Genomic DNA, 13,732 nt, shown 5'->3' on the forward strand with positions numbered 1-13,732 from the left:
TTTCTCCTCAATCCCCGAAGCCGAAACAGTGGCATCCCTTTGATGCCGGTATGGCAAATAAGTTTCAGGGCGGAATCTTAACGGTCCCTTATGAGACCTGAAAAACGTCAAGGGGAACAATCATCAAGCGCCTTAAGGTTGCTTTAAGGCGCCCATAGGAAGCTGTGGTCTCAACATAAGGAGAACCTCATGCGCTTCCTTCGGGTGCTTGTCCTGCTGGCCATTCCCTGGCTGGCTCACGCTGAATCCCTGCCATTTTCCCAAGAGCTGGTGGCAGACGCAAAAGTGATTTACGTCGATTTCTGGGCCAGCTGGTGTGGCCCTTGCCGTCGTTCCTTTCCCTGGCTCAATCATATGCAGGCCAAATATGGCGACAAGGGCTTCACCGTGATCGGGGTGAACGTGGATCCCGAGCGGGATGATGCCCAACGGTTTCTGCATAAATACCCTGCCACCTTCCCGCTGGTCTATGACCCTGACGGGGAGCTTGCCACCCGCTACGCCCTGCAGGGTATGCCCAGTTCGGTTCTGCTCAATGCGGATGGTAAAGAGCTGTCCCGGCACATCGGGTTTTCCGGAAAACACAAAGGTGAATACGAACAGGAAATCGTTCAGCTATTGGAGGCAGAGCAATGAAAAATGTATTGGGCCTGGTGGCCGTGATGGCGGTCCTTGGCGCTCTTGCCGGGTGCCAGAGCCTGGGGGTGCAGCCGTGGGAACGCGATCTATTGGCCAAACCGGTCATGACACCGGGGGCGGCTGACGGTCTCGATGATGCGCTGGATGACCACATTTATTTCAGTAAGGAAGCGTCCAGTGGTGGGCGTGGATTTGGCGGCGGTGGCTGCGGCTGTAACTGAGGAACGAACCATGAAAAGAATGCTGGATGGAAAGAAGATTGGTGCGGGCCTCGCAGCAGCTACCTGTTCCCTGCTGGGGCAACCCGCTATGGCGCAGGATACGGCAGATGCATGGCAATTTGATTCTGCAGTGCTTTACTACAGTGAGCAGGACCGTGTGACAGCCGTGGAGCCGGTGGTGCGTGGAAAAAAGCAGTTTCAGGATGAAAGTGAGCTTGAGCTCAAACTGACTCTGGATAGCCTCACCGGTGCTTCGCATAATGGTGCGATAACGTCTGACAAGCCGCAGACCTTTACATCCCCTTCCGGGGCCAGCACCTATCAGGTGACCAATGAGGTGCCGCTGGATGATGCCTTCAAGGACACCCGGGTCGCCGCCAATCTGCAGTACACCCGTCCCTTCACCCGCACCTTGCGCTGGACCGGTGGGCTGAACTTCTCCAACGAATATGACTTCACCTCTGTGGGGCTCAATGCCGGGTTGCTGTGGGATTTGAATAGCAAGAACACGACCCTGACCTTCGGCCTGGCTCATGAGGCCGATACCATTGATCCGGTGGGCGGTTCTCCGGTAGGGCTGACTTTCCAGAGTGATGATGACAAGACCGACGGCAGTGAAGACAAGTCCATCAATGATGTCCTGATCGGCCTGACCCAGGTCATCAATCGCCGCTGGATCATGCAGCTGAATTACAACCTGTCCATGTCCGACGGCTATCACACCGATCCCTACAAGGTGGTCACGGTGGTGGATGCCAATGGTGATCCGCTGGAGGCGGAAAGCTTCGGCGGCACCGATATCGGTGCCGGTGACGCGCAGATATTCGAGCTGCGTCCGGATTCGCGCACCAAGAATACGCTGTACTGGGAAAACCGTTATCACTTCAGTCGTGACGTGCTGGCGGTGGGTTACCGTTTCATGTCTGACGACTGGGGCATTACCTCCCATACCCTGGATGTGAAGTACCGTTTCCAGTTCGACAATGGCTGGTACCTGCAACCGCATGTTCGCTGGTATGACCAGAGCGAGGCGGATTTCTACCAGGAATCCATTACCGCTGACGAGCTCACTACCCTGCAGAACAGCAACTCTGACGTATCGGCGGATTACCGGTTGGGCAGCCTCACCGATACCACCTACGGTTTCAAGGTGGGTAAGGAGTGGGCCAACAACCAGCAGCTCAGCCTGCGGGTGGAAAGCTTTACCCAGAGTGGCGACAGCGATGCCTCGGAACTGGATGCGTTGATCACTCAGGTCGGGTATACCTTCTATTGGTGACCGGTGTGACTGTGATGGAGCCCGCATGAAACAGGGCAAAAAGAAACAGGGCAAGCATGTCGTCCTGGAACAGGATGGCCCCCTCTGGCGGGGCCGTTTTGCTGCCATGGCCAGCCCCTGTGAGTGCCTGATTCGCGGAGGCAGTGAACGAGAAGCCCGGCAGCTGGCAGAGACGGTCGCGGCTGAGGCCTGGCGGATCGAGCACAAGTATTCGCGCTATCGTGACGACAATCTGATGGCGGCGATCAATGCCGGTGACGAGCAGTGGGTGAGACTCGATGACGAGACTGTCCGCTTGCTGGATTTTGCCGATCAGTGCTGGCAGCTGAGTGAGGGCGCCTTCGATATCACTTCTGGCGTATTACGCCGAGTCTGGCGATTCGATGGTTCCGACCGGATTCCCGAATCGGAACAGGTGGAGCTGTTGTTGCCTTTGGTGGGCTGGGAGAAGGTAGAGCGCCGCGATGACGCCATTCGTCTGCACCGAGGAATGGAGCTGGATCTGGGCGGGATCGGCAAGGAGTATGCGGTGGACAGTGCCTTTCAGCTGGCCGGCAGCCTCACCGATGCAGACCTGCTGGTGAATTTTGGCGGCGATCTGGTGGCACGCTCTGCCGGTGCGCCCTGGAAGGTCGGCATGGAGGGTACGGCTCGTCCCATGGAGGGGCAGCTCACGTTCACCACGGGCGCTCTGGCGACCAGTGGCGACAGCCGACGCTATCTGTTGCGTGATGGGATTCGCTACAGTCACGTGCTGGATCCCCGCAGAGGCTGGCCGGTGGCCGATGCGCCACGTGCTGTTACGGTCTTTGGTCAGCTGTGTACCCAGGCGGGCCTGCTTTCCACTCTGGCCCTGTTGCAGGGGCAGGATGCGGAAACCCTGCTCGAGGAGGCCGGTGTGCAGTACTGGATTCAATGGGGGAATGATGCGCCTGTTACTGGTTGAAGATGACAAGTTGCTGGCAGATGGCCTGCAGCGAGCGCTGCGTGCTGAAGGGTATACGGTGGATCACATCGACCGTGGAGATCTCTTGGTCCCCGCCCTGGAGGCGGGTGCTTTTGAGCTGGTGCTGTTGGACCTGGGTCTGCCGGGAATGGATGGCATGGCTGCATTACGCACCTTGCGTCAGCATGATAAAAAAATTCCCGTTATCATTATCAGCGCGCGTGATGCGATTGATGATCGCATCAACGGTTTGGATGACGGCGCTGACGATTATCTGGTCAAGCCGTTTTCTGCCATTGAGCTGGTTGCCCGTATTCGTGCTCGCTTGCGTCGTCGCGAGGCGCCTGGCAATGAAATCCTGCATGTGGGGGATCTGGACGTCGATCCGGAACGTTTTTCCGTCACCCGCAATGGTGAGGCCGTCAATCTGTCCCGCCGTGAGATGAGTGTGCTGTTGCAACTGGTGCGCCACCGCGGGCGCGTACTTACCCGCGACCAGCTGGAGCAGGGGTTGTATGGCTGGAACGAGGATGTAGAAAGCAATGCGCTGGAAGTCCACATCCATCATTTGCGTAAAAAGCTGGGCAGTAGCCTGATTCGTACCGTAAGGGGAGTGGGTTATAGTCTTGGTGAGGGCAGCGAATGAGATTATCCATTCGCCGGTTTCTGATAGCTTCCCTGTTGATGGTGATCCTGGGTGGAGGCGTGTTGCTCGCATTCCTGACCTATCGCACCATTTATCACGAACTGGATGAGCAGTACGATGCGGAGCTGGTACAGAGTGCCCACCTGCTGGCGGGGTTCTGGCAGGACGGTCATCCTCCTGATGCGTCACTGTCGGCCCTGGATCGCCAGGAATCTCGTTATCTCCGCTATTTTATATACCAGTTATGGCAGGGTGGAAAACTGGTGTCGGCCAGTGAAGGGTATCCTGAAACGCCATTGGTGCCCCTGCAAAAGAAGCCTCTCTATACAGAAACCAAAGGTTGGCATGCGTACTCATTGCCTCTGACCAACGAGCGTTGGTTGATCCTGGCTGAGAGTGATTATGCCCGCCACTCCATGGTGAAAAATGTGGCGGCATCCTTGTTGATGCCCTACATCATCAGTGTCCCCTTCGTGATCCTGCTTGTTTGGCTTGCCATTCGTCTTGGGTTGTCTCCGATCTCTGATCTGGCTCGATCGGTCAGTCGTCGTTCACCGGATAATCTCAGTCCTCTCTCTGACAGCAGAAGGGTGCGTGAACTGGAGCCGGTCAAGGAGGCCATCAATGCGCTTCTGCTGCGCCTAAAGGCAGGTATCGAGCGGGAAAAACGCTTTACTGCCGATGCGGCCCATGAGCTTAGAACTTTGTTGATGGTCTTGCAGCTACATGCCGACAACGCCCGTTCCCTGTCCGACTCCGAACAGCGTGAAGCATCCTTGCAAAAACTGCAGGAAGCGGTGGGTCGAGCTGAAAGAATGCTGGAACAGCTTCTGGTGTTGGCTCGACTGGATCCTGCCCATGGCAGTCCAGAGCACGGTGCCAGCGCTGACATCTTGCGTGTGGCAAGAGACACCCTGGCATCCCTGGTACCTTTGGGCGATCGCTTTCAGCAACAGCTGGAATTGTCTCTGGAAACGTCTCTGTGGGCGAAGATTCCGGAAGAGGCGCTGCAGTTGGTGCTCCGGAACCTGGTGGATAATGCCTGCCGCTATGCTGCCCCCGGGCTGGTGCGGCTGAGTGCAGAGCAGCAGGGCGATCGAATCATTATCGAAGTGACTGACAGTGGCGAAGGGCTCAGTGAAGGACAGTGGCACCGTTTCGGGGAGAGATTCAGTCGTGGTCATTCCGATTCGGAGGGGGCCGGTTTGGGGCTCTCTATCGTCAATGGGCTGCTGTCCCTGTATGGCGGTAGCTTGAGCTATCGCAAACGGTGTGCGCAGTCGCCCGCAGCTGCTATCGTGGTACTCCCTGCCGTAAACCATAAGCCTGGGTTATAGTGGCAGCTCGTCGATCTTGGGAGTGATCATGACAAACGATAAATTCAGCGAACGGGTCGGTGACGCCATGCTGGACCCGCGCAACAACCGTATCTGGAAAGGGTTTCTCTGGCTGCTGGTGTTGCTGTTGGTGGTGGATGTGTTGTTCAGCTGGTACTGGAGTCAGGAGCCGGACCTGAGGGACGTGACTGTGCGGCCGGATGCCGTGACAGGAGAGACCACCACACGTGAGCTGATCCATGTGGCGGATACCCTGCTGAGCAAGCCGGGCGGCTACCTGAGTAATGACGTGCTCCCGCACCGCTTGTGGATGGATAACATGCCTAGCTGGGAATATGGCGTGCTGGTGCAGGTCCGTGATTTTTCCCGGGTGTTGCGACGGGACATGAGTCGTTCCCAGTCCCAGAGTCAGGAAGACCGCGACCTGGCCATTGCCGAGCCACAATTCAACTTTGATGCCAAAAGCTGGGCCATGCCCGCCACCGAGAGTGAGTACCGCCGTGGCATTCAGGCTCTGGAGCGTTATCTGGATCGTCTTACCGATGCCAACGAGAACGACGGCCAGTTCTACGCCCGTGCCGATAACCTTAACTACTGGCTCAACGAAGTGCAGAACCGGCTGGGCTCCCTGAGCCTCAAACTCAGCCAGAGTGTCGGGCGTAGCCAGCTGAATGTGGACAGGGATGGTGCTCTTGCCGTTGCCAAGGCCAGCGAAGATGAAGAATTTGTCAAAACCCCCTGGCTGAAGATCGATGATGCTTTCTATGAAGCCCGCGGTGCTACCTGGGCGCTGGCGCAGTTGATGCGCGCCGCCGAAGTGGACTTCGCCGAAGTGCTGCGCAAGAAAAACGCCACCGTCAGTTTCCGCCAGATGGTCAGGGAACTGGAAGCCACCCAGGAAACCGTATGGAGCCCGATGATCCTCAACGGCGACGGCTTCGGCATGCTCGCCAACCATTCCCTGGTGATGGCCAACTATGTTTCGAGAGCCAACGCGGCGCTTATCGATCTGCGCAAGCTGTTGGTTGAAGGATAAGACTTCAGTTAACAGTTAACAGTGAATAGTGAACAGTTGCGCGTGCAGCGCCTGCTGTTTTCCAAAACGAAGAGGCCGCGCCCAACCTTTGGGCGCGGCCTCTTGCGTTTAAGACCTTGAAAGACCTGGGCCGCGACGCTGTTCACTATTCACTATTCACTATTCACTATTCACTGTTCACTAAACTCACGCCGCGTTCTTCCCCTTCGGCTTCGGCAAACTCGAACGCCATTCCTCGATCAGCGCACTATTGTCGTCGTCCCAGGGGTGGAAGCCGGGTTTCAGGTAGGTGAACCAGGCGGGGATGATGCTGCTGATTACGCCTCTGTAGCCGAAGCCTTTCCACAGGCCTTTGGCCAGGGTCAGGGGCTTCTTGTGCACGTTGTCGCGCTTGAGCATCTGCCAGGTGAAGTAGCTGGAGAAACCAATCAGGTAGGCGGTGCTGGACAGAAAGAGTCGCTGGCGTTCCAGATAATTACCGTTTACGTCCTTGTAGAGATCGTAGGCCACGGCCTTGTGTTCGGTTTCCTCGATGGCGTGCCATACCCACAGATCACGGACGGCCGGATCCATCTTTTTGACCCTATCCGGGCGGCGCAGGATGGCGTCGGCGAGGATGGCGGTGAAATGTTCCAGGCCCGCAGTGGCTGCCAGTTGCTGACGCTTGCTCATGTACTTGCGCGCGCCGGCCAGCAGCTTGTTGGTCACCGCCAGCGCATGTTCGACGATGTCATCATACTTGCCCTCGGCAATCAGGTCATTGAAGGCCTGGTGCTCCAGGGAGTGCATGGCTTCCTGGCCGATAAAGCCGGAAATATCCTTTTGTCGTTCCTTGTCGTCCACCTGATCGCGCAGGGCGCGCACGGAATCCACGAAAAAGCGTTCGCCGTCCGGAAAGGTGAGCGACAGGATGTTCAGCAAATGCGTAAGTACCGGGTCGTTGTCGAACCAGTAGTCGTCGTGCTGGATTCCCTCGAAGGAAAAGCCCATGCGGCGGGGGGTAATCGGTACTGAGGGATGTTTGTTCTTCTTCACCAGAGAAAGCTTCATTTTTTAAACTCCGGGCAATATGCCGTTGATGACATTGCTCAATGCAAGGAGCCTCTAAATGACTCCTTGTGTACTCAGCGTGACCTGAAGCGTTCAGCTGTTGTGTCTTGTCTCGCTGGTCAGGGTGGTGTCCTTTCCGAGAGGCAAGACGCAGCAGATGTGCGCTTCAGGTCTCGCCCTCCGGGTCTTCCAGGCTGGCCCGCACTCGTTGTTGCACTTTCTCGACAGGCAACCAGCATGCCTTCAAAAATGCGCCTAGATTGCGAGCCAGCCTGAAAGACTGAGCACGCAAGGAGTCATTTAGAGGCTCCTGAGCTACTATGCGATGTCATGCAGTTAAAGGTCTTGTCGCGGAGGGCCAACAAATGGTGAGTTCGGGCCGTCCCTGGGGAAATGCCGGTGTGCCGGGGATCTATGTGGTGCTGCTTTACGATCTGCTGGTGGCCCTTGAGCTGGACGCCCCGGCCCTGTTGGCGGGGCTGGGGGTGAGCCGTGACGAACTGCTGGCGCCGGATCGGCGGGTGTCCATGTCTTTGGCCCAGACAGTCGCAGAGCGGGGGGTGGCCATGGTGGGCGAGCGCGGGCTGGGTTTCCGCTATGCGCGGGCCATGAGCATCACCCTGCACGGGCCCGTGGGGTTGCTGGCGCTATCCAGCGCCAGTGCCCAGGATGCGTTGGAAGCGGCGTGCCGCTTTCTGGGGCTGCGTGCCCCGTTTCTACAGATCGATCAGGTTCGCCACGGCGAGATGGCCTACTTGAAACTGCGCAGCACTGCACAGCTGGGCGTTGCCCATGATTTCGTCATTGAAGCCATGCTGGTAGGGCTGGCTTTCATGGTTGAACAGCTGTTGGAAACGCTGCCGGAAGGGGTGGAGATCCATCGACAGGGGGCGGCGCCGCCGTATCAGGCGGTCCTGAAACGGGATGTGGGTGTGGCTGTGAAGTTTGATCAGGCCGAGGATGCCCTGGTATTCCCGGTGTCTGCACTTGCCGCCAGGCCTCGACTGGCCGATCCGCAGGTGGCGGCCATTGCCCGCGAGCAATGCGAGATGCAATTTCGCCAGTGGCGTACCGAGGAGGAGGGAGTCATGGCCGAGCGCATCCGCGCCGCCTTGCAGGACCGTCCGGCCCCGTTGCCCTCCCTGGAGGCCATGGCGGACAAGTTGGCTGTATCTGCCCGTACCCTGAAGCGGCATCTGCAGCAAGCGGGCTTGAGTTATCGGCAGCTGCAGGATGAGGAGCGCTATCGGCAGGCCCAACGATTGCTGGCCAACCCGGAAAACAGCATCAGCGAAGTGGCTTATTCCCTGGGCTACAGCGATGTGGCCAATTTCTCCAAGGCCTTCAAACGGTGGAGCGGCCTGACGCCGAAGGGGTATCGGGACCAGCGTTGATCAGCTATCAGCTATCAGCTATCAGCTATGAGCTATGAGCTATGAGCTATGAGCTATGAGCTATGAGCTATGAGCTATGAGCTATGAGCTATGAGCTATGCTCGATTGGAACGGAAAACCCAAAATAGTTCCCGGGTTTTTAGAAGAACGGAAATGATGTTCAGATCGTAGAGTTCGGCGGCTTGGGAACCTGATAAGCCGTTGTAGGAGCGGTCGTTCGACCGCGATCCGAGCCTAAGCGAGGTAAGGATTCCAGAAACGTACTTCGAATTGCAGAAAGAATGGTCTCCCTTCGGTCGCCTCGCTGCGCTCGGTTCGTCCCCTGGAAGGGAACTCCTACAAGGCTAGCCCCGCCTCCAGAGAGGGGGGAGGTGGTGTGGATAGCTGGCCCTCGCGTTTTTGTCGTTGGCATGTTGCGTGATGCCTGATGCGTGTTGCAGCCGCAGAGCGGCCCAATAAAAAACCGCACCCATGGGTGCGGTTTTTTATTGGCTGGCAGCGCGGGGCAAGATGCCCGAATTCGGTATGACCTGGACCCGCGTTGCAGCTTGTAGCTTGTATCTGCCTTTCGCTTACTTGTTCTCGAAGGCTTCAACAGACTTCAGGATCTCGGCCTTGGCGGCTTCAACGCCGTCCCAGCCATCGACCTTCACCCATTTGCCCGCTTCGAGATCCTTGTAGTTCTCGAAGAAGTGCTTGATCTGGGCCAGCAGCAGCTCGGGCAGGTCGTTCACGTCCTGCACGTTGTCGTAGGACTTGGTCAGCTTGGTGTGCGGTACTGCTACCAGCTTGGCATCCTTACCGGCTTCGTCGGTCATGTTCAGGATGCCCACCGGGCGACAACGGATCACGGAACCGGGTACCACCGGGTAGGGGGTCACAACCAGTACGTCCAGCGGGTCGCCGTCTTCGGACAGGGTGTTGGGGATGTAGCCGTAGTTGGCCGGATAGAACATGGGGGTCGCCATGAAGCGGTCCACGAATACGGCGTGGCTGTCCTTGTCGATTTCGTACTTGATCGGATCAGCGTTGGCCGGGATCTCGATGGCCACGTAGATATCGTTAGGGACGTCTTTCCCGGCGGGAACCTTATCAAAATCCATGGTCTGTCCTTCTCAACAGGGTTGGTGGTGGGCGCGGATTATAGCAACGGCAGGGCCTCGCGGCTAATGGGCGAAGGTCGTAGCGGCTTAATGAATGGAAATAAGCTTATTCTGGGGGCGGGAAATGGCTCTGGAGTAGGAAAATAGGCTTATTGAGGGAGGTCAGACGTCGGAAGTCGGACGTCAGAGGCACAACCAAGAGGAGCTGGTGCTTCCGCTCCCCCTGGGTAATAAAGGCAATCCTGGCCCGGGACGGGTCTGTTGCCTTTGGCTTCAGACCTCCGACGTCAGACGTCCGAAACAAGGTTTCAGACATCCAACTCACAACGCGCGTTCTATTGGGCTGCTTTCCAGCCCGGGTAGTTGCCTTCCAGCAGCTTCACGTTCTTGAAGCCGGCGTTTTCCAGTGCGGTGGCAGCGGCACTGGCGCGGCGGCCGGACACGCAGTACAGGACGATTTGATCCTTCTTGTACTGCTCAAGCATGTCCAGATGATGTTCCATGTTCTTGGCCGGAACCATGATGGCGCCCGGGATATGCCCGGCCAGGTACTCATCCTCATCCCGGACATCAATAATGATTGGGCTCTTGCCCTCAGCCATTTCCTGCTTCAGCTGCGTCACGGAGATACTGTCTGCTGCCCAAAGCGGGGTACTCAGGCTGGCAAGCAGCAACGCCACCGCGGTGATAAGTGCTTTCATGGTTGTGACTCCCTTCTTGTGTTTTCCCATTCCTCAAGTTCATCCCACAACTTGTCGGCATCCCTCACCATGCTGGCAATGGACGGCTTCGCCGCAGGGTTGGAGAAGCTGGCGGCCAGTGCTCGGCTGGCACACTCATATACAAACTCTTTTCGAGTCATTTCGGCAAGGGGTTTGCTCACGGTTTCTCCTTGTTATCTCTGCCTCGACGTTAGCACCCTCCTGTTGTGCAGAACAGACGAAGCGTCCGGCGAGTGACTTTAGTATGCTAACGGACACAATCAGGGCCGTTGCCCGTGCTGTCTGTCTGTAAGGAGACCCGTCATGTCGGTTCATGAAGTCCGCCACCCTCTTGTGAAACACAAGCTGGGCCTGTTGCGCCAGCAAAGCCTGAGTACCCGCAGCTTCCGTCAGTTGACGGCGGAAATCGGCAGCCTGCTTACCTATGAGGCCACAGGCGATCTGGAGCTGGAGGATTATCAGGTGGACACCTGGATGGGCCCGGCCCCGGCACAGCGGATCAAGGGCAAGAAGGTGACGGTGGTGCCGATCCTGCGCGCCGGGCTGGGTATGCTGGACGGTGTGCTGGAGTTGATTCCCAGTGCCAAGGTGAGTGTGGTGGGGGTCTACCGGGATGAGGAGACACTGGAGCCCGTTGCCTACTTTGAAAAGCTGGCCCATGACATTGATGAGCGTGTGGCACTGGTGATTGATCCCATGCTGGCTACCGGTGGCTCTCTGGTGGCCTGTATCGACATGCTCAAGAAGGCTGGCTGCACACAGATCCGTGCACTGGTGCTGGTGGCCGCTCCGGAGGGGATCGAGAAGGTGAAGGCTGCCCATCCTGACGTGGACATCTATACCGCGTCGGTGGATCAGGGGCTGAATGACGAGGGTTACATCATGCCGGGTCTGGGTGATGCCGGTGACAAGATTTTTGGTACCCGCTAAAGGGAGCGCTGCATGAGCCAGCCCGGATTCTGGAACTGGAAAATCGTCCTGATTGGGGCGCAAATGTTGTTTGTGGCCTTCGGGGCCATGGTGTTGATGCCTTTACTCACCGGGCTGGACCCCAGTGTGGCCCTGTTCACCGCGGGGCTGGGGACGCTGCTGTTTCAGTGGATCACCCGTCGTTCCATCCCCGTGTTTCTTGCCTCTTCATTTGTATTTGTGGCGCCCATTTCCCATGGGGTGGAACAGTGGGGCGTGCCCGCCACCATGGGGGCGCTGTTCTGCACCGCCATTGTCTATGTGATTCTGGGCGGGCTGGTGAAGTGGCGCGGCCCCGGCTTCCTGCACAGATTGATGCCGCCGGTGGTCACCGGGCCGATCATCATGGTGATTGGTTTGAGTCTGGCGCCCACTGCGGTGAACTTCGCCATGGGCCTGGGCGGCAATGGTGAGGTGCGCCTGTTCCCGTATGGCGAAGCCCTGTTTGTCTCCATGGTGGCGATGTTGACCACCTTGCTGGTCGCCACGCTGGGGCATGGCCTGTTGCGCCTGTTGCCCATTCTCTGCGGTGTACTGGTGGGCTATCTGACGGCACTGGCCATGGGTATGGTGGATTTCACCTCGGTGAACCAGTCCAGCTGGCTGGAAGTGCCTGCCTTTATTGCGCCGACTTTTTACTGGCCGGCCATTCTGTTCATGGTGCCGGTGGCGTTGGCGCCTGCCATTGAACATGTGGGGGATGTGCTGGCCATTAGCAACGTCACCGGCAAGGATTACATTCGCAAGCCCGGTCTGCACCGTACCCTTACCGGCGACGGGGTGGCGAGCATGGTGGCAGCCCTGTTCGGCGGCCCGCCCAATACCACTTATTCGGAGGTCACCGGGGCGGTGATGCTGACCCGTGTGTTCAATCCGGTGGTGATGACCTGGACGGCGATCTTCGCTATCGGTCTGGCATTCATCGGCAAGTTTGGCCAGCTTTTACAGAGTATCCCGACCCCTGTGATGGGCGGCATTCTGATTCTCATGTTCGGCTCCATCGCCAGCGTGGGCATGAACACCTTGATCAAGGCGCAGGTAGACCTGCATGCCCAGCGCAATCTGGTGATTGTGGCGGTGACGCTGATTTTCGGGATTGGCGGTATGGTGCTGGGCAATGGTGATTTCACCCTGCAGGGCATCAGTCTGTGTGGTCTGGTGGCGGTGATCCTCAACCAGGTGCTCCCCGCGGCCCCGGAGCAGGCCGATGATCTTCATGAAGAAGCCGCTTTTGTGGACGACTTGCTGGAGCATGCGCGTGAGCCGTCGCAACGCGATCGTGACTGATGGGCGCGCGCCTGGATTGTTGATTGCGCCAAAAGCGAAATGGGTTATGCGCCCGGATCTGGCGTTGCAGTACAATGGCCAGCTTGTATGTAGCTGGCCTGATTGAACGCTGAATGACCCTCTCAAATCCCATCGGTATTTTTGACTCCGGCATCGGCGGCCTTTCCGTGGCCAGGGCAGTACGTGAGCATTTGCCAGGAGAAAACCTTCTCTATGTGGCGGACTCCGTCCATGCGCCCTACGGTGACAAGATGGATGACTTCATCCGTGAGCGCATGCATGCCATTACCGGGATGCTGCTGGAGCGCGGCGCCAAGGTGGTCGTGGTGGCCTGTAATACCGCCACCACCGCTGCCATCGCGCAGCTGCGCGACAGTTATTCGGTGCCCATCATCGGTGTCGAGCCGGGGGTAAAACCCGCGGTACTGGCAACCCGAAGCGGGGTAGTGGGCGTGCTGGCCACACCGCGCACCCTGCAAACCCATTCCTTTGAAAGCCTGGCCGCGCGCTTCAGCAGCAATGTGAAACTGCTGGTTCAACCTTGCCCCCGTCTGGTTCACCAGATCGAAGCGCTGGATTTCGATAGCGCCATGACCCGTGATCTGCTGGAGGAATATGTCTCTCCGTTGTTGGCCGAGGGGGCGGATACCATTGTGCTGGGCTGCACCCACTATCATTTTCTGGCCGAGCAGATTGCCGCCGTGGCGGGACCGGATGTGACCATCATCAGCACCCAGCAGGCGGTGGCCCGGGAAGTGGCGCGGCGGCTGGAGCAGCACGGGTTGCTGGCGGCAGGTAACAGGGAAGGGCAATCGGGCTTTGTTTCCACCGGCAACCAGACTCGCTTCAGGACACAGCTCGATACCCTGTGGGGTGAGGGTGGAATGATTTACCCCTTCCCGTAAATCAAACCCTCTGGCGACGAAGCCGCTGTGGGAGGTGTTTGGCCTCTGGTGTCCAGCCAGTCTGCGTAGGTCGGAAATGGGCGTAAGCCCATCTCCGGCAGGATGGTGTGGTCTTATCGGGTTGCGGTGTCACGGCGGAGATCGGCTGGCGCCGATTTCCGCCCTACGTTTAGGTTTTAAGTGGTTTGGCGTGTTGCC

15 protein-coding genes are annotated in these 13,732 nt (G+C 58.0%); 11 read left to right on the top strand and 4 right to left on the bottom strand.

The features are described 5' to 3' along the window. Nucleotides 1–189 precede the first annotated feature (189 nt). From HF945_RS03255 to HF945_RS03285, 7 genes are read left to right on the top strand one after another with little or no spacing between them, the layout of a single operon-like run. Nucleotides 190–636, top strand: coding sequence for a TlpA disulfide reductase family protein (locus HF945_RS03255; RefSeq protein WP_290524324.1), 447 nt, complete (start codon nt 190–192; stop codon nt 634–636). Further along, on the top strand, nt 633–860 hold the full coding sequence (locus HF945_RS03260) for a DUF4266 domain-containing protein (protein WP_290524325.1): 228 nt from the start codon (nt 633–635) through the stop codon (nt 858–860). The genes HF945_RS03255 and HF945_RS03260 overlap by 4 nt, the downstream gene beginning before the upstream one ends. 10 nt (nt 861–870) lie before the next feature. After that, nucleotides 871–2,139: a DUF3570 domain-containing protein gene (locus tag HF945_RS03265; RefSeq protein ID WP_290524326.1), complete on the top strand. Its 1,269-nt coding sequence runs from the start codon at nt 871–873 to the stop codon at nt 2,137–2,139. 25 nt (nt 2,140–2,164) lie between these two features. Further along, a complete protein-coding gene (locus tag HF945_RS03270) occupies nt 2,165–3,085 on the top strand; it encodes an FAD:protein FMN transferase (protein WP_290524327.1) in 921 nt (306 codons plus the stop codon). Continuing rightward, nucleotides 3,063–3,731, top strand: a complete 669-nt coding sequence (locus HF945_RS03275; protein WP_366492512.1) for a response regulator transcription factor — start codon at nt 3,063–3,065, stop codon at nt 3,729–3,731. The genes HF945_RS03270 and HF945_RS03275 overlap by 23 nt, the downstream gene beginning before the upstream one ends. Further along, nucleotides 3,728–5,068, top strand: coding sequence for an ATP-binding protein (locus HF945_RS03280; RefSeq protein ID WP_290524328.1), 1,341 nt, complete (start codon nt 3,728–3,730; stop codon nt 5,066–5,068). The genes HF945_RS03275 and HF945_RS03280 overlap by 4 nt, the downstream gene beginning before the upstream one ends. A 28-nt stretch (nt 5,069–5,096) precedes the next feature. Further along, nucleotides 5,097–6,104: a DUF2333 family protein gene (locus HF945_RS03285; RefSeq protein WP_290524329.1), complete on the top strand. Its 1,008-nt coding sequence runs from the start codon at nt 5,097–5,099 to the stop codon at nt 6,102–6,104. 186 nt (nt 6,105–6,290) lie between these two features. Here HF945_RS03285 and HF945_RS03290 read toward each other — a convergent pair whose 3' ends face one another. Further along, a complete protein-coding gene (locus HF945_RS03290; protein ID WP_290524330.1) occupies nt 6,291–7,154 on the bottom strand; it encodes a metal-dependent hydrolase in 864 nt (287 codons plus the stop codon). A 365-nt stretch (nt 7,155–7,519) separates the two neighbouring features. On the opposite strand from HF945_RS03290, the gene HF945_RS03295 reads away from it, so the two are divergent. After that, nucleotides 7,520–8,548: an AraC family transcriptional regulator gene (locus tag HF945_RS03295; protein ID WP_290524331.1), complete on the top strand. Its 1,029-nt coding sequence runs from the start codon at nt 7,520–7,522 to the stop codon at nt 8,546–8,548. Nucleotides 8,549–9,120: 572 nt separating this feature from the next. Here the strand turns inward: HF945_RS03295 and ppa are convergent. From ppa to HF945_RS03310, 3 genes are all read right to left on the bottom strand, one after another. After that, entirely contained in the window at nt 9,121–9,651 is a 531-nt protein-coding gene (gene ppa, locus HF945_RS03300) for an inorganic diphosphatase (RefSeq protein WP_290524332.1), read from the bottom strand. Between the two features lie 335 nt (nt 9,652–9,986). Beyond that, nucleotides 9,987–10,352, bottom strand: coding sequence for a rhodanese-like domain-containing protein (locus tag HF945_RS03305; protein ID WP_290524333.1), 366 nt, complete (start codon nt 10,350–10,352; stop codon nt 9,987–9,989). After that, nucleotides 10,349–10,534: a hypothetical protein gene (locus tag HF945_RS03310; protein ID WP_290524334.1), complete on the bottom strand. Its 186-nt coding sequence runs from the start codon at nt 10,532–10,534 to the stop codon at nt 10,349–10,351. Before HF945_RS03310 ends, HF945_RS03305 begins: the two co-directional genes overlap by 4 nt. Before the next feature lie 142 nt (nt 10,535–10,676). Between HF945_RS03310 and upp the strand changes: the two genes are divergently transcribed. From upp to murI, 3 genes are all read left to right on the top strand, one after another. After that, nucleotides 10,677–11,303, top strand: coding sequence for a uracil phosphoribosyltransferase (gene upp / locus HF945_RS03315; RefSeq protein ID WP_290524335.1), 627 nt, complete (start codon nt 10,677–10,679; stop codon nt 11,301–11,303). Nucleotides 11,304–11,315: 12 nt separating this feature from the next. After that, nucleotides 11,316–12,629 carry a uracil-xanthine permease family protein gene (locus HF945_RS03320; RefSeq protein WP_290524336.1) on the top strand — a complete coding sequence of 438 codons (1,314 nt, stop codon included), beginning with the start codon at nt 11,316–11,318 and terminating at the stop codon, nt 12,627–12,629. Between the two features lie 113 nt (nt 12,630–12,742). Then, nucleotides 12,743–13,534 carry a glutamate racemase gene (murI, locus tag HF945_RS03325; RefSeq protein WP_290524337.1) on the top strand — a complete coding sequence of 264 codons (792 nt, stop codon included), beginning with the start codon at nt 12,743–12,745 and terminating at the stop codon, nt 13,532–13,534. The last annotated feature ends 198 nt before the right edge of the window (nt 13,535–13,732 follow it).

The organism is Alcanivorax sp. (assembly GCF_017794965.1).
In the GTDB taxonomy this organism is placed as follows: domain Bacteria; phylum Pseudomonadota; class Gammaproteobacteria; order Pseudomonadales; family Alcanivoracaceae; genus Alcanivorax.